Below are 22,605 nucleotides of genomic sequence, written 5' to 3' on the forward strand. Positions count from 1 at the left end.
AGACTCATGAGCTCTATTGTTAAATTTTTCAGAAAGCCTGTGTTTTCTGACAAGAGATTTCTCCTATTCATATGGATACTCTTACCTGTTATCGGCGCACTAAAAGCAAGCCGAATCCACAATAACTATCGGATATTCAAGGGGGTATTCTACCACACCATAGAGCAAACCAACCTCTACACATCATACCCTGCCGAGCATCATGATGTAAATCATTACGGCCCTCTTTTCAGCATGGTCATAGCTCCTTTTGCCCTCCTACCGGATAGACTCGGTATATTATTCTGGGATATAGCGATGAGCCTTTGCCTATTCGTAGCAATCTACTATCTGAATATACCCTGGAAAAAGAAATATTTATTCTATTACATCATTGCAATCCAACTATATGTTTGCGTAATGAACAGCCAGACCAACGGACTGATAGCCGCACTCATCATCGGGAGTCTTATATGCATACGCAAAGAAAAAGACATATGGGCGGCATGCTTTATCGTATTCGGAACATTTATAAAACTTTACGGGATCGTAGGGCTCAGTTTCTTCTTTTTTTCGAAACACAAAGGAAAACTTATAGGATACATGATTATGTGGGCCGCTATATTCTTCGTTCTGCCAATGACTATTTCATCTCCTGAATTTATTGTACAAAGCTATCAGGACTGGTACCTCTGCCTTGTAGATAAAAACATTGAGAATATCACCAATTTTTCTCAAGATATTTCAGCAATCGGGCTGATAAGACGGGTTTTCAATATCCTTGATGCATCCGCATTATACATCATAGCTCCGGGACTCATGCTATTTGCCATACAATACATCAAGCCGGAACGCTACAGACAATCAACATACCAGTTAGGGATATTAGCATCTACATTATTTTTGTCCTGCTTTTCAGTACCGGCTCCGAGTCGGAAACATACATCATAGCCATGACCGCGCTTGCCATCTGGTACAGTATACAGAAGTACCCGAACAGCAAATGGGTCATCGGATTATTATTATTCACCATATTCTGGACATGGATAACCTCGTCTCATATATTCCCTAAAAGCATACACACCGGAGTTTTCAAACGATACTCCCTAAAAGTTATACCAAATTTAGCCGTATGGCTTATACTCGTATATCAATTAGTCACATCACGGGGCATAATAAAACAATTCGATCCGAACGATTACACCAAAGAAGAAAGAATAAAAGAAAGTATATAAAAGAAAAGCAGAGAAATGTATGTTTCTCTGCTTTTATATTTTTATGTACCGCAATATTTACTCATAAGCCTCGGAATGCACAGCTTTTACTGCGCGACCAGACGGGTCTACCCTATTCTTAAACGAAGCATCCCACTCCAAAGCCGTAGCCGTGCTACATGCTACAGATGGCACCGACGGTACTGTATGAGCTGCAGACGCCGAAGGAAAATGCTCTTCGAACATTGTACGATACCAATACTCCTCTTTCGACATTGGCGGATTGATAGGAAAACGCTCTGCAGCATGTTCCATTTGACGATCACTTACTTTTTTGTCCGCAACCTCGCGCAATGTATCTATCCAGTTATACCCTACACCATCGGAAAATTGCTCTTTTTGCCGCCATGCAACACTGGCTGGCAAATAATCTTCAAAAGCCTTCCGGAGTATATGCTTTTCTATTTTTCCATTACCACACATTTTATCCTGAGGGTTCAGGCGCATAGCCACATCCATAAATTCCTTATCCAAAAAAGGCACACGCCCTTCTACCCCCCATGCCGCCAATGATTTGTTTGCACGCAAACAATCGTATAAATGAAGCCTGTCCAGCTTACGAACCGTCTCTTCATGCAATGCCTTTGCATCCGGCGCCTTATGAAAATAAAGGTAACCACCGAAAAGCTCATCCGAACCTTCGCCTGATAACACCATTTTCACTCCCATAGACTTTATAAAACGAGCCAATAAATACATCGGAGTAGATGCCCGTACCGTTGTCACATCATATGTCTCGATATGATAAATCACATCACTCAGCGCATCTATAGCCTCCTCTACCGTAAAATTAATTTCATGATGAACTGTACCTATATACTCCGCCACCTTACGGGCAGCAATCAAATCCGGAGCATCCTTAAGCCCTACAGCAAAAGAATGAAGCTGTGGCCACCATGCCTCCGTTTTATTATCATCCTCTATACGTCGTGCCGCATAACGCTTTGCCACTGCCGATATAATAGACGAATCCAGTCCACCGGAAAGCAAGACCCCATAAGGAACATCGGACATCAACTGGCGATGCACAGCCGCCTCCAAAGATATTCTCAATTCTTCAACATCCGATTTATTATCTTTCACGTTATCATACTCCATCCAGTCGCGCTTATACCACTGCTTAAGAGCGGTACCATCTCCACTAAAGATATAATGCCCGGGCAAAAATTCCTGAATATTAGGACAAACGCCCTCCAGCGCTTTCAACTCACTGGCTACATAAAATTGCCCGTAATCATCATACCCCATATATAAAGGGATAATACCCATATGATCGCGACCGATCAATATAAGATCTTTTTCGACATCATAGAGGGCAAATGCAAATATACCGTTCAGATCCTCGAACAAATCCGCTCCTTTATCTTTATACAGAGCAAGGATTACTTCACAATCGGAATGAGTAAGAAACTCATAATCAGAATACCGGTTTCTTATCTCTTTATGATTATATATTTCGCCATTAACAGCTAATACCAGTTTTTTATCTTTACTATACAGGGGTTGCTTCCCCGAATCAACACCCACAATGGAAAGCCTTTCATGAGCGAGGATAGATTTACTACCACAATACACCCCCGACCAATCGGGACCACGATGACGAATCTTCTTTGCCATGCGAAGCACCTGGCCACGAAGCACATCTATATTTTGGGTTAAATCAAATACACCTACAAATCCACACATATATTTATAATTATTTTTTTAGTTAGTTTTATATTTTGCCACAGTTCGGCAAATTTATATCATTTTATTCTCAATTCAAAATATAAAACATAATTATAACACATTTTGTTTATATTTTATTTCAAATTGTCAATACGCAATAAAAATATAACAAATTCGTTACAATCACTCATACACACCATTTAACTATGATAAATTCATTCAAGAAAAAATTATATATATCTTTGCAGAAACATTTTACAAAACAAACCTTTGACAGATGAACAAAAATAACATCTACCTCACACTGCTCATCATTATCACCAGCATCTGCTTTTATTCATGCGGTGATGATTACGAACCCAAACCTTCTGCATCGTTAGACGGCGAATGGCTCAATGAGAAACGCGTACTAAAATCCAACGACCCTACTGTGGATGAACGCGTTAACAGTATGTTTGTAAGAGATGCAGAACTACTGGAGATAAGAAGAGTTTTCGATGTAGATGAAAATAATCCGAACATGGGGGCTATATCCACATTAGCCATAAACCCACAAAACGGCACCTATGCAAGAAATAGGAAAAGCTCATACACAGCAAAAGGCGACAGTATATTTATCGTAGACGGGATATTAGGTTACATGTCGGGTACGAATATGATAACAGGCCGAAAACTTACCACCATATCCAAAGTAGACAAACAGGCAATCAAAGCCATTATAACCGAAATAGGCGGTGATATAAACATACCGATGCTGGACGACATAGAAGGCACCCTCACGATTATAGATAATAAGGAATAATATCGCATAAAAAAATTTGAATATTTCACAATATTTCATTACTTTTGTCACCCGATTGCTAATAGGCTAACAAGAAACCTGTGTAAACCGGTTCGCCTCAGGCATATAACCTGTAAATATAAAAACAGATGTACGTTATCGTAGATATTCAGGGACAACAAATGAAGGTTGAAGTAGACCAAAAGTTGTTCGTTCACAGAATCAACGCAGAAAATGGCTCTAAAGTAGAGTTCGAAAAAGTATTATTAGTTGACAAAGATGGTGCTGTAACTGTAGGTGCTCCTACTGTAGAAGGCGCTAAAGTGGTAGTAGAAGTAATATCTCAGGCAAAAGGAGACAAAGTGCTTATATTCCACAAGAAAAGAAGAAAAGGATACCGTAAATTGAACGGTCACCGTCAACAATTTTCAGAAGTTGTAGTTAAAGAAATTATTGCTTAATCAGTAAAAACAGAAGAAAATGGCACACAAGAAAGGTGTAGGTAGTTCGAAAAACGGCCGTGAATCGGAAAGTAAACGATTAGGCGTTAAAGCATTCGGCGGAGAAATAGTAAAAGCCGGAAACATTATAGTTCGTCAGAGAGGTACAACTCATCACCCTGGTGAAAATGTAGGTATCGGAAAAGATCATACTTTGTTTGCATTAACAGACGGAGTAGTATCATTCCGTAAAAAGAAAAACGATAGATCTTATGTTTCTGTACTTCCTAAGGCAGAAGCTTAAAATATAGTTTAAACGGTATAAAGAGAGCAGATTGATTATTCAGTCTGCTTTTTTTATTTAGAGTATCGTGCATAAATGCAAAGAATTACCATCTTCTACTCATAAGTAAGTAGTTTTGCCTATAAATTTCATTATTTTTCGGTATTGCCCCACTCCGATATATCCTGTTTCTTTGCATTACTAAATTATAATTCATTTACAATATGTCTAAGATTGGAATATATTACGGCTCTACAACCGGAAACACACAAGATGTTGCAGAAGAAATTGCAAAAAAACTAAATGTAGATAAAGCTGATTTACACGACGTATCTAAAGCGGATACGAACTATGCGGCTTATGACGTTCTTTTGTTCGGATCACCTACATTAGGTCTTGGAGATTTGCAAGACGACTGGGAATACTATATCGACAAGGTGAAAGCCACTGACCTGAGTGGTAAGAAAGTTGCTCTTTTTGGTTGCGGTGATTCTTCATCATATAGCGATACATTCGGAGATGCAGTAGGTAAAATATATGAAGCGATAAAAGACAAAGGCTGCGAATTTATCGGGCAGGTAAGCACAGAAGGTTACACTTACGACAGTTCGGAAGCTGTAGTAAACGGCCAGTTTGTAGGCCTATTAATAGACAATGATAACGAATCGAGCCTGACAGACCAACGTATTGCGCTCTGGACTGAAGATTTGAAAAAGGTAATTTAATAAACCAACCGATTTATGCGTGTTTTCTACCATCTCATTTACGAATACAAGAAAGGTGTCCGCGACCTGATGCTATGCACCCTGACCGCAGATACAGAAGAAAAAGTAATCTGGAAATTGGAGAAAAACGGAATCAGTTACAAAATACAACGATTAAAAAATGGCAATATAAATGTGTTCTTCGGAAAAGACGAATGTTTGAATGTGGCAAACAGGATTTGTGGCGATAAGCCGTTGAACCTGCTGACTCCCGAAGAAGATTTTATACTTGGCATATTACTCGGATACAGTATCAGCGAACAATGTAACCGATACTGTAAAAAGCAAAAAGAAAAGGAAAAGAACATACTTTGTTTAGCATAACTTTTCTATTGATAGTTTTTTTAGTTGATCTTAGGTTCCCGCAGACGAGATGTCAGCGGGAATTTTTTTTATCTTATTTCTAATATTTTATCTATAGGCAGGAGCTACTAACCTTTAGCTTATAGCTATTAGTTCTTTGAATTATTGATGGCCCCCTCCATTGACTACACTTCGTTCTGTCGAACGTTGTTTCTCCCCAAAGGGAGACTACAGAGAGGGTAAAAAGTAATAGGTAGAAAAGTGTTACCTTTGTTACCTTTTTAATTGGAAAGCTAACAATGAAAAACATTGCAAAAGTGTCAACGTTGTCAGGTTTTTGAAAAAGTAACAAAAACACAGTTCTTAATTATTCATTCTTAATTTTTAATTGTCTCCGTTACTTTTTAACCATACATAGTTAATGGATACAAAATACGCAAGATAAAAATAATGGAAAAGCTGTCAGATGTGTCAGGTTTTAACTAAATTTAGTCAATAAATGTAAACATGGCAATGGATTAGACTTTGTGTCTTCGCATCTTTACGAGAGAATTATTGTTGACTGTTTCCTGTAAAAAGTGTCACCTTTGTCAACTTTTAAGTATTTTTGATGATCAATAAATACCGATAGAATGACTGATTTATTCAATATACGCAGAGACTTTACCCTAAAAACACTGGAAGAAAAGGAAGTTACACTCGACCCGATTAGCATGTTCGAACGCTGGTTTAATGAGGCCGTAGCTGCCGAAGCATTAGAACCTAACGCCATGAATCTTGCTACAGCAACAAATGACGGCAAGCCATCTTCCCGTATTGTTTTGCTAAAGCAAATAAAACCGGAAGGCTTTGTATTTTTTACCAATTACGATAGTAAGAAGGCAATACAAATAGCTGAGAATAACCATTGCGCCCTTAACTTTGTATGGCATGAACTGGAAAGACAAGTGAGGATTGAAGGTATTGTAGAAAAAATACCGGAAGCTGATTCCGACTCATATTTCGAAGTGCGCCCTGCCAAAAGTAAATTGGGGGCATGGGCATCGCCTCAAAGCCGGGTAATACCTGACAGACAACATCTGGAGCAACTTATGGTTGACTTCGAAGCCCGTTTTGCAGGGAAAGAGATAAGCCGTCCCGAAAACTGGGGAGGATACATCGTTAAGCCAAATCTCATTGAATTCTGGCAGGGACGCAAAAGCCGCCTGCACGACCGGATACAATATACAAGGGTAGACGGGGATTGGAAGATCGAGCGTTTAGCTCCATAAAGCATAAAGGAGACAAATACAGAAATTATTTATCTCCTTCATACTATAATTATTTCTGCTTATTCCTTTTCCTTATCTTCAGAAAGATAAATACACCAATAGCAGAAACAATGATGAGTGGCCAGACATATACCAGCATAAGAAATATAGCGCTGATAATAGACCAACCGCCAGCCAATGCATCTAACAATTTGGATCCAAAACCCTGGGTGTACTCCTTAACTGCGGTTTTGCGAAGTATCTTCTCAGAATACTCTATTCTGTCCTGATACATGCTTATACTTATAGTGCTGTATGCAATCTGCTCATTAGTCATATATTCGGAGATCACTTTCCTGTCAGCATCTTCGAGGCTTGCATCCAAAGCATCTTCGGCAACCATTACATCATCGAGTTTACGTCCGGTTGTACTGATCGCATTAGATATACGCTTTTGCCTCTTAGCCAGGCGAATCTGCGCTAATTGATCGGACATCAGCTTAACAGTAACGTCCTGTGCATCTACCGTGCGGTAATCTACTAAAACGGCCAAAGGAGCTATCTGACGCAATACTGAATCGAGCAATAATGCAGGAACTTTCAATTCGATGGTCGCAATAAGATTACACGAATAGTTGACTATTGAGGAATCCTTTGAAATATTGACAGTCTCCGAATACAAGTTATCGTTATTAATGGCAGATTTAATAATAAAGCCTCTGTTTTTTAGTGCTATATCCTCTATCTTCTGCGTAGCAGAAACAACTTCTCTCACTTTGAATTTTGTAGAGGCAGTACGAACAAACTTATGTATACCATCATCGTAGGTAGCAACGGCAGCCGAAGAGGTAATAAAGTTAGGAATAATCTGTGGCGGAGTGAATTTGAGTGTAGTAGCAGGAGCTTTCTCTTTCTTTACCACTTCATATGCTTCGTCGAGAGCTTGATCTGCACTGCTTTTTTCATCTTCTACAGCAGTCATTGACATCTCATAAGATTGTTCAGACAGATTACTCTTATTACTGTTGCCACAGGACAACATGCCAGAAAATCCTATGATAGCTATTATAAAAAGATTAGTTATGTTTTTCATGATATAAATGTTTAAATTCGTGTTTTAGTTAATAGATGACTATAAATGGTTAATTCCATAAACATCTTGATAAATTATTTGTTTTAAACAGCGAAAAAAGTAAGATATGCCAGCTATGAAAATAGAGAAAACAAACGCGGTTAGATTACTGGACAAAGAAAAAATAGAGTATAAACTTATTCCTTACGAAGTCGACGAATCGGATCTGAGCGCCATACATGTAGCCGAACAATTGAACGAACCGGTAGAACAATTATTCAAAACTCTGGTATTGAAAGGAGACAAATCGGGTTATTTTGTCTGCATTATTCCGGGAAACGGAGAACTGGACCTGAAAATAGCAGCAAAGGTATCCGGTAACAAGAGTTGTGATATGATACCGATGAAAGATCTGCTGAATGTTACAGGATATATAAGAGGCGCATGCTCCCCGATAGGAATGAAAAAGAAATTTCCTACATATATAGATATTTCATGCAAAGAGCATAACTTTATCTATATAAGTGCAGGAAAAAGAGGTCTGCAGATCCAGATAAGACCGGACGATTTAATCCAAGTAGTTGACATAAAGACAGAAAAAATAGCCGAATGCAATATTGCATAGACAACCAACTGAAATTCAAGCACTCATATTCTCCTAAAAAATAATAATATGTTTAGTGACATGATTTTTTTTAACATCTTTATCATCCAAAAAGGGGAATATAAAAATAAATACGCATACCTTTGCGTTAGGATCTTATGAAAATTCCCTAGCGGAAAAGTAATGCTAAAATAATTATTATAAGGAAATGGCCAAAATCAAAGGAACAGTCGTAGTTAATGAAGAACGCTGCAAAGGCTGTAATCTATGTGTAGTTTCATGCCCTTGCGATGTTTTGGAACTTCAGCCCCGAAACGTAAATCAGAAAGGATACCACTACGTTTTCATGAAAAATCCCGAAGCTTGTATCGGTTGTGCCAATTGTGGTTATGTATGTCCTGATGGATGTCTCACTATTTACAAGAAAAAATTTGAGTAGTATAACGAATTACCTGTCTGTCCTGTAAGGGCAGCCATTTGTAAGTAACAGATAATATATAATGATACATTTTCAAAACGTAACTTACTATTGCCTTTTTACTTACCAAAATAACAAATAGGTCTGTGACCTTAATTCGTTTTTTTAATCAATCAAAAGCTTATGTCAGAAGAAATATTTTTAATGAAAGGTAACGAAGCCATAGCTCATGCTGCAATCAGATACGGTGCTGATGGCTACTTCGGATACCCAATAACTCCTCAATCGGAAATAATGGAAACATTAATGGCCGAGGCTCCCTGGAAAACGACAGGAATGGTTGTACTTCAGGCTGAAAGTGAAACAGCATCTATCAATATGGTATACGGTGGTGCAGGCTGTGGAAAAGCAGTTATGACCTCGTCTTCCAGTCCCGGAATGAGCCTTATGCTCGAAGGGGTGTCATATATCGCCGCAGGCGAACTGCCTTGCTTGCTGGTAAACGTAATGCGCGGAGGACCGGGATTAGGTACCATACAGCCGTCGCAGGCCGATTACTTTCAGGCTGTAAAAGGAGGAGGACACGGAGATTATAAATTAATCACACTCGCTCCCAGTTCGGTACAAGAAATGGCAGATTTTGTCACCTTGGGATTCGATCTCGCTTTTAAATATCAAACTCCGGCAATGATACTTACCGATGGAGTTATCGGTCAAATGATGGAAAAAGTCAAACTTCCTGCATACACGCGCAGGAGAACAGATGCCGAAATCAGAGAACAATGTCCATGGGCAACATTGGGCAGGCTACCGGGAAAGAAACCTACGATAATAACCACTCTCGAACTGGATTCGAATAAGATGGAGGTAAACAATCTCCGCCTTCAGGCAAAGTATCGGAAAATTGAAAAAGAACTATCTCTGCACCAGGAAATCAATTGTGAAGATGCCGACTACATATTGGTAGCATTCGGTTCTGCAGCACGTATATGCCAAAAAGCAATGGATCTGGCACGTGCACAGGGTATAAAAGTAGGACTTATCCGCCCTATCACGCTTTGGCCGTTCCCTTCAAAAGAAATAGACAAATACGCATCCAAAATAAAAGGAATACTTACAGTAGAGATGAATGCCGGCCAAATGGTAGAAGACGTTCGTCTGGCTGTAAGCGGAAAAGTAAAAGTAGAACATTATGGTCGTCTGGGAGGTATTGTACCTACTCCAAGCGAAGTGGTAGATGCTCTGCAACGTAAGTTTGACTGCTAAAAACAGTGATTTTGTATAATTAAAGTTTTAAGATTATGAGTACAAATATTATAGATCCGGCTAATCTCGTATATGCAAAACCTGCATTAATGAACGATGTCGAGATGCATTATTGCCCCGGCTGTTCACACGGGGTTGTACATAAATTGATTGCCGAAGTGGTGGAAGAAATGGGAATTATGGATAAGACCATCGCTATTGCACCTGTAGGCTGTGCCGTCTTTGCATACAACTATTTGGATGTAGACTGGCAGGAAGCTGCTCATGGACGTGCTCCGGCAGTTGCTACCGCAGTCAAACGCCTTAATCCTGAAAAAATGGTATTCACATATCAGGGAGACGGTGACCTTGCGGCCATTGGTACAGCTGAAACGATACATGCTGCGAACAGGGGCGAGAATATTGCCATCATCTTCATTAACAATGGCATATACGGCATGACAGGAGGACAGATGGCTCCAACTACCCTTCTGGATATGAAAACTGCCACGACTCCTAACGGACGTGATGTGTATGAAAATGGTTACCCTCTCAAGATAACCGATTTGTTGGCACAATTGCCGGGCGTATGCCTTGCAACCCGCCAGAGCGTACATACAGCAGCAACCGTAAAAAAGGCAAAGCGCATGATTCGCAAAGCGTTTGAGAATTCTATGGAGAATAAAGGGACATCTATTGTCGAAATAGTATCAACTTGTAGTTCTGGATGGAAAATGACACCCCAGGCTTCAAATGACTGGATGGTAGAAAATATGTTCCCGGTTTACCCAATGGGAGACTTAAAAAATATCTAAAAGAGAAAGCATGACACAAGAAGTAATAATAGCAGGTTTCGGAGGACAGGGAGTACTGTCGATGGGTAAAATATTGGCTTATTCGGGTCTGATGGAAGACAAGGAAGTTTCATGGTTTCCATCATATGGGCCGGAACAACGTGGTGGTACTGCTAACGTAACAGTTATACTAAGCGATAATGCCATCAGTTCGCCTATTGTAAATGAATATGATATAGCAATTATACTCAACCAGCCTTCACTCGATAAGTTCGAGCCTAATGTAAAACCAGGAGGAATATTGATATATGACCCTAGCGGATTTCAACATCCGCCAACAAGGAAAGATATATATATTTACAAAATAGAGGCAATAGATACAGCTACATTGATGCAGAATACAAAGGCATTTAATATGATAGTGCTGGGTGGCCTTCTTAAAGTATCTCCGATGGTGCAACTCGATAATGTGATGCTGGGATTGAAAAAATCACTGCCTGAACGTCATCATAAGCTATTACCGATGAATGAACAAGCTATTTTGAAAGGAATGGAAATAATACAAGAAGTGCAGAAACCTAGTTGATAGGGTGCGAAAATAAAGAATACATAATCAATCCCCTGAGCTAATTCTCAGGGGATTTTCACTTTTATATAAAAAGAAGAAGCCTTATAGATATTTCTACAAGGCTTCTTATATAATACTAATTCCTCTTATCGTCTTCTTTCCGCAGCATAAAATTTAGACTGGATATAATCCAATTCATTCTCTATACGCTTACGCTCATTTATCAGGTCCTTCATTTCAGGAAAGTGAGCAGACAATTGTCTCATTCCCACCTGATATATACAACCTCTATACCATCTGTTACGGATAATATCAAACATAGAAGCATTCGTCAGAACAGGAGTTACATTAGCTACTCCTACCGGTGATACCGCTCTTGCCAAATATACACTCACATCATCGAAGCGAACCCAGAATAATGGGAAATATTTGCCTTTTTCGAACAGTACCGGACAAATATGTGTCACTCGCACATCGCCTTTGGATGTCTTGGCATCGAAATACCATCTCTCTTTTACCAGATAGTGAGTTATCTTATCCGACGGAATATCTTCCCTTTTCACATTTAAAGTCTTATCACTAGCCTCAGTGAATGGAACAGCAGCTTCCTCCAGAGTTTCTTTTCCAGTGAGCATCGCACCCAATTCCGGTTGAGCTTCGTATTTATATCCGTTTATTGTATTTGTACTCAAAAGGTTTACTAACAATGAGAACAGGTTGGTTCTCTGCTCTGTAGATGTCTGAGGATAAAAGAATGTTTCATTGCCTTCCACATCACTAATCTGACGGTAAATCTCACGCGACCAGATTGAGGAAGAATAATCATTCATTGAATTTTCCATAACTGCTAATTCTCTTGTAGAGATATCAGTAGCCATATCCTCTGATGTAGAAGTTACAACTGATACTTCATCTAAGATCCTAGGTCTGTTATTTGCGCAGTTTTGTGCGAAAAGCGAACCTGTTATCAGTAATCCGCCAAACATTAATGAAATGATAGATTTCATAATATGCTATTTTTGTGTTAATTAATTGATCGTTACTTGCATTGGGTTTGTTTCCTGTTCAACCCCATCAGGACCTTTTACCTTGATGTCGCCGATGAAGAAACGTGTCCCTCTATTCATTTTTCTTATTTGTTCTATCTGACGTTGAGAGAAATTAGCACCATTCGATAATTCCGGTGTAGTATTTCCCATTGCATCAAACGAATATGTTCTGAAACTTAATACTGTAAATTGAATATCAAGAATACCATCATCTATTGAAGCCTTAATCCCCGGGGAATTTAGTATCAAGGCTCTGGACAGAGCACCTTTTCTAAACTTCCTCTGGTTACCATTAGCATCTTTATAATCAATATATGCCAACGCCGGTGGTAATGGACGTATCCTGAATTCTTTTCTTGCTACAGTTTGAGTCGCTCCATTCACTCTCGCTGATACGGTAATTACAAATTTTTGCCCTATTTTAGATGGAGAAGGCGAAGCTACCCAAATTCCATTGCCTAATGCACTCAAAGTTCCGCCATCTACAGCTGTCGCCGAAACTTCACTTATAGGGACACCGGGAACAGATATACTAATCTGATTAGGAATACCTGAATAAAGTACATCCATCAGCAAAGGTGCAACTGTAGCCATCGGCTCCATAACAGTATATTCCTGAGTAAATTCCCGTTTCAATGGGAATCCGCTCCGGTCCAGCATTTCTATGAATCCATTGAAAGTCTGCTTTCCTGTACCTGTAGCGGCAAATTCATATAAACCGTTTTTATCTTCCGGCAACTCTTTGCCATTGACAACGATACGCGGACGCTGGGTTGTATCGACCGCGGCCATGATAATCTGTGCCGAATATGTTGTCCCGCGCATTACCATGCTAGATTGAGGAACGACAAAAGCACTCAATTGATTGACCCGCATGTCTTTTATATCAATATCCTGAATCAAATTATTCAGAACTTCTCCTTCCGCCTGCTTCACATTCACCTGCAACTCTGATAAAAAAGTTATAGCGGCAATACTTGGCATTCTATCGAAAGAAGCCTGTAACCAGCTTTTCCCGTCTTTCTTAGCCCTTTCATTTGGCTGAGTAGAAAGGGTCTTACTGACCACATCTTTTTTTGTATTATCAGATATCAGGGTTAATATGCTTTCTCTGTATTCATCCAACGCTTTCTTCAGTTTATTTCCCTGTCCGCCGACGGGAGAAATCATTACTTCGGATGAGGCATCAAGATTGTCTTTCGATTTCAGGTTATTAATATCGGCATTTGCCCCGTCACTCTTCTTTGCTATTTCCTGTTTTAGATATTGGATATAATTGAAAAGTGAATCGGTTTTGCGCCTTACATCTCGTGATATATCAAATCCTACCTGCGTTTTTTCCCTATTATTAGCATATGCCTGATCTATATCTGCATAAATTTGTTTATTCCGTGCAGCTGTAACCTCTATATTTTCCTGAAGATTATCATTTACCAATACGAATCCATCGAGTACTTCTGTCGATACATTTAAAGCGAGCATAGCAATAAAAACCAGATACATCAGATTTATCATCTTCTGCCGCGTCATTTGCCCTCTACTTAATGCCATCAGTTATCTTCTTTTTAATTTTCAAATTTAAGCCTAACGACCTTTACTTAAAAATTAGTTGGGTTCATATTGTTATTATTTGTTGTCATAGCCTGTAATAAACGAGCATATACGTTATTCAACGCTTCTATATGCTTAGTCATTTTTGCAGATTCTTCCCTGAACATATAACTATCGCCAATAGCTCCGTCATATAAACCTTTCATACGGATCAAGCTATCGTTTATATATCTGATGGCCGACATTTGCTCTGTTATAGTCTGTAGCTGTGTATTGAATACATCATTCAGTCCACTTACATTTTGATTTAATGTCGCTAAGTTATCTACAAAACCTTGAGTTTCGGTAACGTGCTTATAAGCTCCCAACAGTTTCTGAGATGCTTCATTCAACGATTGTATAGTAGTAGAAAATTCTTCCAGATTTTGAGCAGTATCATTCAAACTCTGAGCATATTCAGGTGTTATATTTTTTGCTGAAGCATTCGTACCACCTGACGCACCCGAAGAATATGTTCCCGTTGACGCTGTCTGATTTACTCCGGCATTAGCACCACCTCCGGTACTACCGGCAGATATCGCCCCTGAGCCTGAAAAACTTCCTCCGGAGATACTTCCACCTCCACCACCTGCAACAACAACTACCGAACCAGAACCTTCGACTTTACCTTTACCTGATTCTGTCCTTACAGCAGCTGCTGCCTGAGGAGTTACAACTGTACCGCTCGTAACACTACTGCCAATAATCACTCCTGCATTAGATACAGTTTCTGTTGCCGGAGTGGGGGAGATATAATCGAATGCTGAGATAAAGAAAACTACGGCCTCGGTAATCATCCCCGCCATTAATATATAATCGGCAAAAGGAAGATGAATTATCTTAAACATAGCTCCAATAATAACTACTGCAGCACCCCAGCTATATAAATAGTTGAATATTATCTGACCTTTTCGGCTGGATATAAAATGTTTAACGCTTTCCTTCTTCGTCATTTTGCTTAACTATATGTAATGTTATATAAGTATAAACTTATATTTAACGGATTTATTATCTAAATCTTCCCTTTTCATCAACACCCCACGATCTCACACACCTGAAACCGATGAATGAACGACCCTTATCCTGGAACTCAACGGATCTGTCTCCCGAACGTACTGTTGCATCTTTCCACGAGCCACCTTTTACGATTTTACGTTTAAGGATAGCAGGATCAGCCAATACTGCTCTATAGCTGAAATCAGGATTAGCCTCATCAGCCATACGGTCTACAGACTCAGTAAATGTTGTAGTGGTCCACTCTGCTACATTTCCGGCCATATCATACAAACCGAAACGGTTAGGCAAGAACGTTGCCACAGGAGACACCAAATCTTTTAAGTCTTTAGATGCCCTGAAATTAGCATGAGCCAAACCATCTGTTGTATGGGTTTGGTCCGAATACCATGGATATTCCAGTTCGGAACGTCCGTTTCTGGCAGCAAACTCCCACTCTGCTTCTGTAGGCAATCTATAACCTTCAAAACCTGTCTGACTACACTTACCGTCTGCAATATAACGATCGGTGCGCCATGCGCAGTATGCATCGGCAGCTTCCCAGGATACACCAACCACAGGGAAATTATCATAGGCCTTAGTTGTAAAATAGCTTTCTACATAACGCTCGCTTTTTGCATTTGCGAAGTCCGTCATCCAGCTCATTACATCAGGGTATATATTTACGATATAAGTATTCGTAAAATCGATCCGGTCACCGTGAGACATCCTTGACAATGTTTCGCGAACAATATCCCCTCTCGAATTCACATATGCAGTATCTTTAGTAATAGCGATAGCAGTAGCTTCACCTGCACGCATTTTACCGAGGAAAGCATAATAACTCTTTGAGTCGAACCAATCATATTTATAATTCATTGCCGAAACAAGCAATCCACCTTTATCTGCACCAAAAGGATTCCCTCCTACTACACTGTTAATAGCAGCAGCTTCCCTGCTTGTCGGGTTTTTCCACGGAATTGGTTTAGTCCAGTTCAAACGTTGTCCTACGGAAGTGAAAGAATTATCACTTGGTCGCACCAATACTTTATATGTAGGATCTCCTGCATAAGCCGGATCAGCCAAACGCTCTCTGATAATGGAATCACGTACCCAGTAAACAAATTCACGATATTGTTTGTTCGTCACTTCTGTTTCATCCATCCAGAAAGGACTTACAGCAACCAATTTGCGTGGAACCGAGTCGCCCCAAAGCGGGTCTACACCGGTACCCATCTCTATGTTACCACCGGGTACAAGTACCATCTTATCACAACCCCGTGCTATATTATATGGCATAACTAAACGCGTTTCAATGGCCGGATCAATATATTTCGGCTCTCCGAATTTATATGTTACCCCCATTGTAGCCTGAGCAATACCATTATTACTCATATCACCTTGTTGTCCATCAAATTTATCACTAATAATAACTCCTCTACCTTCAGCAAAGATTTGAAACTTTCTGGTTAAGTTAAAACCTAAATTCAGACCTAAGCTACCGCCAAAGAATGTATTATTGAGTGTACCCATATGCGCAAAACGTTGATACCAACCCACACCGGCAAATGGTGACACTTCAAATCTACGATTTGGCTGATATCCTTTTAATAGATTCAACAAATTCAACGAGATATCTCCCGTTGCACTAAAATAACGCATATGCTGCATATAGTAATTTTGGTTTTCGGCACCAAATTTACCTCCTCTTGCCGGATGATATACAGGCACTCCTGTACCATCTACAGCACTATATTCATAATCAACGCCTTCTACCCAACCCATATAATCCCATTGCGGGTCTTTAGATAGGCGCATAAAATCCTCCCCATTAGCTCCATCTTTCCACCAGCGGGTGTAAGTCCCGTTCCAACCGTCATTGAAACCATGAAGACTACCGCCCGAAAGCTGCAAGCGTAGGGTTATTATATTACTCATTCGTCGCCCGATTGTCAATGTAGGCGCGAAAGTTACTCTCTTATCCAGGCCTATACGATTGCCCGGTACTCCATTATCATCTTCTCCGAAATAAACCTGCCCTCCGGCTCCTATGGAAATAAACCAAACAGGGTCTTTCTGTAAATATTCATTCCGCGTCGGGACGGAATATTGCTCAGATTGGTTTGTCTGTGCGAAGGAAACTATTGATACACAAATCAATAGTAGTGAAGTTAGTAAAGTCTTTTTGTTCATATGTTTTGTATCAGTTATAATAACTATATATCAGGTTTGGCAAAGATAATACATATTTTTTAATTTAGAATTCTTTTATATATTAAATTGATATTCTTTATTTTTAATAAACATGTATATATAAGGCTTTTAACGAAAAAAGAGGGCCAGTCATAATGACTGGCCCTCCAAATGTTATTATATATTAATGGCTAATAAGCATTAATTTTGAAGCTCAGATGTTTCATCGAATTTTTCAAATGTTGCAGCAGCAAGACGTTGATAACCTTTGTAACGCCACATCGCATTATCCTGAGCAGCTTTATAAAGATCTGATGCTTCTGTCGGATTTGATTTCTGAAGAGAAGTATAACGAACCTCACTACCCAGATATTCCTGGAACTTAGACCAATCCGGCTCTTTACTATCCATAGTAAACGGATTTTTTCCTTCTTCTTCCAACAGTGGATTGTAACGCCACAAGTGCCAGTATCCGCAAGCAACCGCTGCTTTTTCTTCATCTTGTGCATGTCCCATCCCTTTACGCAATCCGTGGCTGATACAAGGTGAATATGCGATAACCAATGATGGACCTTTGTATTCTTCAGCTTCTTTAATTGCTTTCAGACATTGTCCCTGATTAGCACCCATTGCTACCTGAGCAACATATACATATCCATAGGTAGTTGCAATCATACCAAGGTCTTTCTTACGGATTTTCTTGCCTGCAGCAGCAAATTTAGCAACAGCAGCTACCGGAGTAGATTTTGAAGACTGACCTCCTGTATTAGAGTAAACCTCTGTATCGAGCACAAGAATATTTACATCTTCACCCGAAGCAATCACATGGTCAAGGCCACCGAAACCTATATCATAAGCCCAACCGTCACCTCCAAAGATCCAGATAGAGCGTTTGATTATGTATTGTTTCAATGAATAGATTTCTTTACAAATATCACAACCGGCAGCCATGCCTGCTTCAACGACTTTCAATATTTGTGGTTGAAGTTCTTTGGTCTTCTCTGCCTCCAGCTTATTATCGATCCAAGACTGGAACAGGTCTTTTGTTTCCTGTTTTGTGTCTGCTTTGTCGATAGCCTGTTGCATCAACTTTTCTATTCTATCGCGCATGGTAATATTAGCCAAAGCATAACCCAATCCAAACTCTGCATTATCTTCGAACAATGAATTAGCCCATGCCGGACCTTTACCCTCTTCATTCTTACGATAAGGAGTTGAAGGAGCCGAACCACCATAGATAGAAGTACAACCTGTGGCATTGGCAATCAACATACGGTCTCCAAACAATTGAGTAACAAGTTTGATATATGGAGTTTCACCACAACCGGAACATGCTCCGGAGAACTCGAATAATGGAGTTGCAAACTGAGAGTTTTTCACATTCAGTTTAGTATCCACAAGGTGAGCCTTGCTGGTTACATTCTTTATCATGAAATCCCAGTTATTTTGTTCAGGGAATTGTGTACCTATTTCAACCATCTTAAGGGCTGAGTTACCTTTTTTGCCCGGACAGATATCTGCACAGTTTCCACAACCCAGACAGTCTAACACGTCTACCTGAATACGGAATCCCATTCCATCAAATTGTTTACCTTGTGCCTTAAGTAATTCTACTCCTTCCGGAACTCTAGACTGCTCTGTTGCATCTAGTACAAATGGACGGATAGTAGCATGAGGACACACATAAGCACACTGGTTACACTGTATACAGTTCTCAGCTTCCCAAACAGGAACGAAAGCTGCCACTCCGCGTTTTTCGTATTCGGTTGTACCATGATCCCATGTACCATCTTCACGGCCTACGAATACAGATACAGGAAGATCATAACCACGCTGAGCATTCACAGGACGTACCACTTTTTTGATAAATTCAGGTGCATCATCCTCTACAGGTTTACCAACTACTATATTAGCCCATTCAGCAGGCACTTCTACTTTTTCTACTTCAATACCACGGTCTACCGCAGCATAGTTCTTCTTAATTACATCTTCTCCTTTACGTCCGTATGACTTAACGATGAATTTCTTCATCTGCTCTACAGCTAAATCGTAAGGAATCACATTCGAAATTTTGAAGAATGCAGATTGAAGGATTGTATTTGTACGACCACCAAGACCAATTTCTGTCGCAATCTTAGTTGCATTAATAATATAGAAATTGATATTATTTACAGCCAGATATTTCTTCACATTATCAGGAAGATAGTTTCCTACATCTTCTTTATCCCATACTGAGTTAAGAAGGAATGTACCGTTTTTCTTCAAACCTTTGGTTACATCATAAAGATGAAGGTAAGCAGGAACGTGACATGCTACAAAGTTTGGTGTATTAACCAAATATGTGGAACGGATAGGATTGTCACCGAAACGAAGGTGAGAAGCTGTAAAACCTCCCGACTTCTTAGAGTCATATGCAAAATATGCCTGACAATATTTATCTGTATTATCACCAATAATTTTTACCGTATTCTTATTTGCACCCACTGTACCATCAGAACCTAGTCCGTAGAATTTAGCTTCGTATGCAGACTCATCTACCGAAACTTCTTCTTTCATCGGAAGAGATTTAAATGTCACGTCGTCCACAATACCGATTGTGAAATCGTTCTTCGGCATAGCCATTGCCAGATTTTCATAAACTGACATTATCTGAGCCGGAGTAGTATCTTTAGACGAAAGGCCATAGATACCGCCAACGATAGTCGGAGCATCTTCTTTTCCGTAGAAACAATCTTTTGTATCCATATACAATGGTTGACCCGGAGCTCCCGGTTCTTTTGTACGGTCAAGCACAGCAATCCTTGTAGCTGTTTTTGGTATAGCTGCCAAAAATGCTTCAGCCTTGAACGGACGATACAAGTGAACAGCAACAAGGCCTACTTTTTCACCTTTAGCATTCAGATAGTCTACAGTTTCTTTGATAGCTTCGGTTACTGATCCCATTGCTATAATTACGCGATCTGCATCTTCTGCTCCGTAATAATCAAACAAGCCATACTTGCGGCCTGTTATCTTTGTTATTTCAGCAAGATACTTTTCTACTATCGCAGGTACTGCATCATAAAATTTATTAGCAGCTTCACGGGATTGGAAATAAATATCATCGTTCTGAGCTGTACCACGGGTTACAGGGTTTTCAGGATTCAACGCTCTTTCACGGAATTCTTTCAATGCTTTCTGGTCAATCAGAGGAATCAGATCGTTCTGATCCATCTCTTCTACTTTCTGTATTTCGTGAGAAGTACGGAAACCATCGAAAATATTCATAAATGGGATACGTGCTTCAAGCGTTGCCAGATGAGGAACTGCTGAAAGGTCCATAACTTCCTGCACCGAACCTGAGAAGAACATCGCAAAGCCTGTCTGACGTGCAGCCATAACATCCTGATGGTCTCCAAAGATAGAAAGAGCCTGAGCTGCTAATGCACGTGCCGAAACGTGGAATACGCTCGGAAGAAGCTCTCCTGCAATCTTATACATATTAGGGATCATCAACAACAAACCTTGTGAGGCGGTATATGTAGTTGTCAATGCACCTGCTTGTAGTGAACCGTGCAATGCACCTGCTGCACCAGCCTCAGATTGCATTTCTTGTACTTTTAGTATTTCGCCGAAGATATTTTTGCGTCCGGCAGCCGCCCATTCATCAACATACTCTGCCATTGTTGACGATGGTGTGATAGGATAGATCGAAGCTACTTCGCTGAACATATATGAAATATGCGCTGCAGCCTGATTACCATCACAAGTCAGGAATTTTTTTTGTTTAGCCATACCTTTTGTAATAGTTGATTATCTTATTTAGTTTACTTTATAATTCGCCGATTTGATTTAAGGCCTCAGGCCTTTTTATTGCTCATATTTCTATAAAAACGATTGTTTGCCTTAATAGAACAGCGTCATATCAGACCCTCATCATTCCTTATAAAAACCTATATTCGATCAAACCGTTATCATTTTCAATATAAAAAGCCGAAGAGCCAAAGAGGAATGATATTCTTGTCACCGGCATCGAGATTGCCTATAGCATAGAATATATCGGACTTATTCTTACCTCTGCTTTTTTGTCCTTCTATCTTAAATTTATATACCTTCCCTTCACTTTCCACTACAAACATTCCGCTTTTTGCACCTTTCTTGAGTTTACTATCGCTGTGATGTATCTGATTATAGAAAAAGGTTTCCCGCAGGGCCTGATCCTGTATTTGGGACATCTTAAGAGGAAATATAAGGTTGGTATTGTGCATATATACCAAATCCGGTTTCTTTGGAAACTCTTCCCCTTCTCTGTACAGCATATTAATAAGACGCGCGCTACGCAAATACTCCATGTAGTTGGTAACTGTCGCTCTTGAAATTTCACAATCCAAACTCAACTGGCTTATATTCGGTTTATCGGGTGCCGACTGAGCTAATAAGTATAATAATTTCCTCAATTTAGGGAGATAACTCAATTCTATCTGCTTAATAGACATTACATCTACCTCGAGCATCATATTTACTGTTTTCAGCAAATTTTCTGAAAAGTTCCTTTTCTCAAGATAAAACGGATAATAGCCATGATGCATATAAGACCAGAAATTGTCGAGAGGTCTTATCCTTGTACAGATTTCCTCTGCTATCCTTTCATGATCTGTCAGAATCTCATCGAGAGTGTATGCTGAGAAATCTTTTTCGAACTGAATATTAAGGAATTCTCTATACGAAAATCCTCGCAGATTATATACATTTACAATAGGTGAAAGTCCTTCATCTTCGTGAAGTTTCATTACAGTAGAACCGGTGAACACAATCTTCAACTGGGGATAAAGTTCGTAGCATTCTTTGAGTTCCCTTGCCCAATCAGGATATTTATAAACCTGATCCAGTAATAAGGTTTTACCTCCACGTTCTACAAACTCACGTGCAAAACTGGTTATAGACCTAATAGTAAAATAAAACTGGTTGAGATTTATGTAGAGGCAATCTCTCCTGTTTATGTCGAAAAACTCTTTTGCATATTGAAGTAAGAATGTAGTTTTCCCGACCCCTCTGGTACCTTTTATCCCGATCAATCGCTGAGACCAGTCAATCTGCTTCATCAACAATCTGGGGATAACACTGTCAAGGTGTTCTACTAAATATCTATGTGTACGAAAGAATGATTCCACTCTGTAATCTTAATAATCTAAATTAAAATCTGACGAAGGTACTTTTTTTTTGCGTCATTGCAAAGTCTACATAGCAATTTTAATCATTTTTTATCAAAAAACAATGGAGGTCTGCTAAAAAACAGTCGTAACTAACAATAAGCGAGTACAAAGGTAATATTATAAAGATAATTTATCAAACATAGAA

The 22,605-nt window shown here is 39.5% G+C and carries 21 protein-coding genes; 13 read left to right on the forward strand and 8 right to left on the reverse strand.

Going from position 1 to position 22,605, the window contains the following annotated elements:
- Positions 1-6: 6 nt before the first annotated feature.
- Both QZL88_RS05660 and QZL88_RS05665 read left to right on the forward strand, forming a co-directional pair.
- Positions 7-930 carry a glycosyltransferase family 87 protein gene (locus QZL88_RS05660; protein WP_296939064.1) on the forward strand — a complete coding sequence of 308 codons (924 nt, stop codon included), beginning with the start codon at positions 7-9 and terminating at the stop codon, positions 928-930.
- A gap of 2 nt (positions 931-932) precedes the next feature.
- Positions 933-1,214, forward strand: coding sequence for a hypothetical protein (locus tag QZL88_RS05665; protein ID WP_296939065.1), 282 nt, complete (start codon positions 933-935; stop codon positions 1,212-1,214).
- Between the two features lie 57 nt (positions 1,215-1,271).
- On the opposite strand, the gene asnB is transcribed toward QZL88_RS05665, so the two are convergent.
- Positions 1,272-2,939 (reverse strand): asparagine synthase B, encoded by a 1,668-nt coding sequence (asnB, locus tag QZL88_RS05670; protein WP_296939066.1) that lies wholly within the window; start codon positions 2,937-2,939, stop codon positions 1,272-1,274.
- Positions 2,940-3,198: 259 nt separating this feature from the next.
- Between asnB and QZL88_RS05675 the strand changes: the two genes are divergently transcribed.
- The 6 genes from QZL88_RS05675 (at position 3,199) to pdxH (ending at position 6,763) form a co-directional block, all read left to right on the forward strand.
- Positions 3,199-3,723, forward strand: coding sequence for a hypothetical protein (locus QZL88_RS05675; protein WP_296939067.1), 525 nt, complete (start codon positions 3,199-3,201; stop codon positions 3,721-3,723).
- Positions 3,724-3,851: 128 nt separating this feature from the next.
- Positions 3,852-4,163, forward strand: coding sequence for a 50S ribosomal protein L21 (gene rplU, locus QZL88_RS05680; RefSeq protein WP_006798514.1), 312 nt, complete (start codon positions 3,852-3,854; stop codon positions 4,161-4,163).
- A 19-nt stretch (positions 4,164-4,182) separates the two neighbouring features.
- A complete protein-coding gene (gene rpmA / locus QZL88_RS05685) occupies positions 4,183-4,446 on the forward strand; it encodes a 50S ribosomal protein L27 (protein WP_006798515.1) in 264 nt (87 codons plus the stop codon).
- A 203-nt stretch (positions 4,447-4,649) separates the two neighbouring features.
- A complete protein-coding gene (fldA, locus tag QZL88_RS05690; RefSeq protein ID WP_296939068.1) occupies positions 4,650-5,150 on the forward strand; it encodes a flavodoxin FldA in 501 nt (166 codons plus the stop codon).
- A gap of 15 nt (positions 5,151-5,165) precedes the next feature.
- On the forward strand, positions 5,166-5,513 hold the full coding sequence (locus QZL88_RS05695; protein ID WP_006798517.1) for a DUF2023 family protein: 348 nt from the start codon (positions 5,166-5,168) through the stop codon (positions 5,511-5,513).
- Positions 5,514-6,124: 611 nt separating this feature from the next.
- On the forward strand, positions 6,125-6,763 hold the full coding sequence (gene pdxH / locus QZL88_RS05700) for a pyridoxamine 5'-phosphate oxidase (RefSeq protein WP_296939069.1): 639 nt from the start codon (positions 6,125-6,127) through the stop codon (positions 6,761-6,763).
- Positions 6,764-6,812: 49 nt separating this feature from the next.
- Here pdxH and QZL88_RS05705 read toward each other — a convergent pair whose 3' ends face one another.
- The gene (locus tag QZL88_RS05705; RefSeq protein ID WP_296939070.1) at positions 6,813-7,835 is read right to left on the reverse strand and encodes a DUF4349 domain-containing protein; all 1,023 of its coding nucleotides are present in this window, start codon (positions 7,833-7,835) and stop codon (positions 6,813-6,815) included.
- Positions 7,836-7,950: 115 nt separating this feature from the next.
- Between QZL88_RS05705 and ybaK the strand changes: the two genes are divergently transcribed.
- The 5 genes from ybaK (at position 7,951) to QZL88_RS05730 (ending at position 11,461) form a co-directional block, all read left to right on the forward strand.
- On the forward strand, positions 7,951-8,439 hold the full coding sequence (ybaK, locus tag QZL88_RS05710) for a Cys-tRNA(Pro) deacylase (protein WP_296939071.1): 489 nt from the start codon (positions 7,951-7,953) through the stop codon (positions 8,437-8,439).
- Positions 8,440-8,626: 187 nt separating this feature from the next.
- Positions 8,627-8,857 carry a 4Fe-4S binding protein gene (locus QZL88_RS05715; RefSeq protein WP_006798521.1) on the forward strand — a complete coding sequence of 77 codons (231 nt, stop codon included), beginning with the start codon at positions 8,627-8,629 and terminating at the stop codon, positions 8,855-8,857.
- A gap of 162 nt (positions 8,858-9,019) precedes the next feature.
- Positions 9,020-10,102: a 3-methyl-2-oxobutanoate dehydrogenase subunit VorB gene (locus QZL88_RS05720; RefSeq protein ID WP_296939072.1), complete on the forward strand. Its 1,083-nt coding sequence runs from the start codon at positions 9,020-9,022 to the stop codon at positions 10,100-10,102.
- A 35-nt stretch (positions 10,103-10,137) separates the two neighbouring features.
- The gene (locus tag QZL88_RS05725) at positions 10,138-10,896 is read left to right on the forward strand and encodes a thiamine pyrophosphate-dependent enzyme (RefSeq protein ID WP_006798523.1); all 759 of its coding nucleotides are present in this window, start codon (positions 10,138-10,140) and stop codon (positions 10,894-10,896) included.
- A gap of 10 nt (positions 10,897-10,906) precedes the next feature.
- On the forward strand, positions 10,907-11,461 hold the full coding sequence (locus QZL88_RS05730) for a 2-oxoacid:acceptor oxidoreductase family protein (protein WP_296939073.1): 555 nt from the start codon (positions 10,907-10,909) through the stop codon (positions 11,459-11,461).
- Between the two features lie 128 nt (positions 11,462-11,589).
- Here QZL88_RS05730 and QZL88_RS05735 read toward each other — a convergent pair whose 3' ends face one another.
- The 6 genes from QZL88_RS05735 to QZL88_RS05760 all read right to left on the reverse strand — a co-directional run bounded on the left by QZL88_RS05735 (position 11,590) and on the right by QZL88_RS05760 (position 22,418).
- The gene (locus QZL88_RS05735) at positions 11,590-12,450 is read right to left on the reverse strand and encodes a gliding motility protein GldN (protein ID WP_296939074.1); all 861 of its coding nucleotides are present in this window, start codon (positions 12,448-12,450) and stop codon (positions 11,590-11,592) included.
- 21 nt (positions 12,451-12,471) lie between these two features.
- Positions 12,472-14,043: a gliding motility protein GldM gene (gene gldM / locus QZL88_RS05740; RefSeq protein ID WP_296939075.1), complete on the reverse strand. Its 1,572-nt coding sequence runs from the start codon at positions 14,041-14,043 to the stop codon at positions 12,472-12,474.
- Positions 14,044-14,090: 47 nt separating this feature from the next.
- Positions 14,091-15,035 (reverse strand): gliding motility protein GldL, encoded by a 945-nt coding sequence (gene gldL, locus QZL88_RS05745; RefSeq protein ID WP_296939076.1) that lies wholly within the window; start codon positions 15,033-15,035, stop codon positions 14,091-14,093.
- A 55-nt stretch (positions 15,036-15,090) separates the two neighbouring features.
- On the reverse strand, positions 15,091-17,268 hold the full coding sequence (locus tag QZL88_RS05750) for an SUMF1/EgtB/PvdO family nonheme iron enzyme (RefSeq protein ID WP_296939077.1): 2,178 nt from the start codon (positions 17,266-17,268) through the stop codon (positions 15,091-15,093).
- Between the two features lie 201 nt (positions 17,269-17,469).
- On the reverse strand, positions 17,470-21,042 hold the full coding sequence (gene nifJ / locus QZL88_RS05755) for a pyruvate:ferredoxin (flavodoxin) oxidoreductase (protein ID WP_296939078.1): 3,573 nt from the start codon (positions 21,040-21,042) through the stop codon (positions 17,470-17,472).
- Positions 21,043-21,227: 185 nt separating this feature from the next.
- Positions 21,228-22,418, reverse strand: a complete 1,191-nt coding sequence (locus tag QZL88_RS05760; RefSeq protein ID WP_296939079.1) for an AAA family ATPase — start codon at positions 22,416-22,418, stop codon at positions 21,228-21,230.
- Between the last annotated feature and the right edge of the window lie 187 nt (positions 22,419-22,605).

Source organism: uncultured Dysgonomonas sp., from assembly GCF_900079725.1.
In the GTDB taxonomy this organism is placed as follows: Bacteria; Bacteroidota; Bacteroidia; order Bacteroidales; family Dysgonomonadaceae; genus Dysgonomonas.

Excerpts from the sequence above, each read along its gene's own strand:
- QZL88_RS05660 (WP_296939064.1), top strand. The coding sequence starts at position 7 with ATGAGCTCTATTGTTAAATTTTTCAGAAAGCCTGTGTTTTCTGACAAG.
- QZL88_RS05665 (WP_296939065.1), top strand. The coding sequence starts at position 933 with ATGACCGCGCTTGCCATCTGGTACAGTATACAGAAGTACCCGAACAGC.
- asnB (WP_296939066.1), bottom strand. The coding sequence starts at position 2,939 with ATGTGTGGATTTGTAGGTGTATTTGATTTAACCCAAAATATAGATGTG.
- QZL88_RS05675 (WP_296939067.1), top strand. The coding sequence starts at position 3,199 with ATGAACAAAAATAACATCTACCTCACACTGCTCATCATTATCACCAGC.
- rplU (WP_006798514.1), top strand. The coding sequence starts at position 3,852 with ATGTACGTTATCGTAGATATTCAGGGACAACAAATGAAGGTTGAAGTA.
- rpmA (WP_006798515.1), top strand. The coding sequence starts at position 4,183 with ATGGCACACAAGAAAGGTGTAGGTAGTTCGAAAAACGGCCGTGAATCG.
- fldA (WP_296939068.1), top strand. The coding sequence starts at position 4,650 with ATGTCTAAGATTGGAATATATTACGGCTCTACAACCGGAAACACACAA.
- QZL88_RS05695 (WP_006798517.1), top strand. The coding sequence starts at position 5,166 with ATGCGTGTTTTCTACCATCTCATTTACGAATACAAGAAAGGTGTCCGC.
- pdxH (WP_296939069.1), top strand. The coding sequence starts at position 6,125 with ATGACTGATTTATTCAATATACGCAGAGACTTTACCCTAAAAACACTG.
- QZL88_RS05705 (WP_296939070.1), bottom strand. The coding sequence starts at position 7,835 with ATGAAAAACATAACTAATCTTTTTATAATAGCTATCATAGGATTTTCT.
- ybaK (WP_296939071.1), top strand. The coding sequence starts at position 7,951 with ATGAAAATAGAGAAAACAAACGCGGTTAGATTACTGGACAAAGAAAAA.
- QZL88_RS05715 (WP_006798521.1), top strand. The coding sequence starts at position 8,627 with ATGGCCAAAATCAAAGGAACAGTCGTAGTTAATGAAGAACGCTGCAAA.
- QZL88_RS05720 (WP_296939072.1), top strand. The coding sequence starts at position 9,020 with ATGTCAGAAGAAATATTTTTAATGAAAGGTAACGAAGCCATAGCTCAT.
- QZL88_RS05725 (WP_006798523.1), top strand. The coding sequence starts at position 10,138 with ATGAGTACAAATATTATAGATCCGGCTAATCTCGTATATGCAAAACCT.
- QZL88_RS05730 (WP_296939073.1), top strand. The coding sequence starts at position 10,907 with ATGACACAAGAAGTAATAATAGCAGGTTTCGGAGGACAGGGAGTACTG.
- QZL88_RS05735 (WP_296939074.1), bottom strand. The coding sequence starts at position 12,450 with ATGAAATCTATCATTTCATTAATGTTTGGCGGATTACTGATAACAGGT.
- gldM (WP_296939075.1), bottom strand. The coding sequence starts at position 14,043 with ATGGCATTAAGTAGAGGGCAAATGACGCGGCAGAAGATGATAAATCTG.
- gldL (WP_296939076.1), bottom strand. The coding sequence starts at position 15,035 with ATGACGAAGAAGGAAAGCGTTAAACATTTTATATCCAGCCGAAAAGGT.
- QZL88_RS05750 (WP_296939077.1), bottom strand. The coding sequence starts at position 17,268 with ATGAACAAAAAGACTTTACTAACTTCACTACTATTGATTTGTGTATCA.
- nifJ (WP_296939078.1), bottom strand. The coding sequence starts at position 21,042 with ATGGCTAAACAAAAAAAATTCCTGACTTGTGATGGTAATCAGGCTGCA.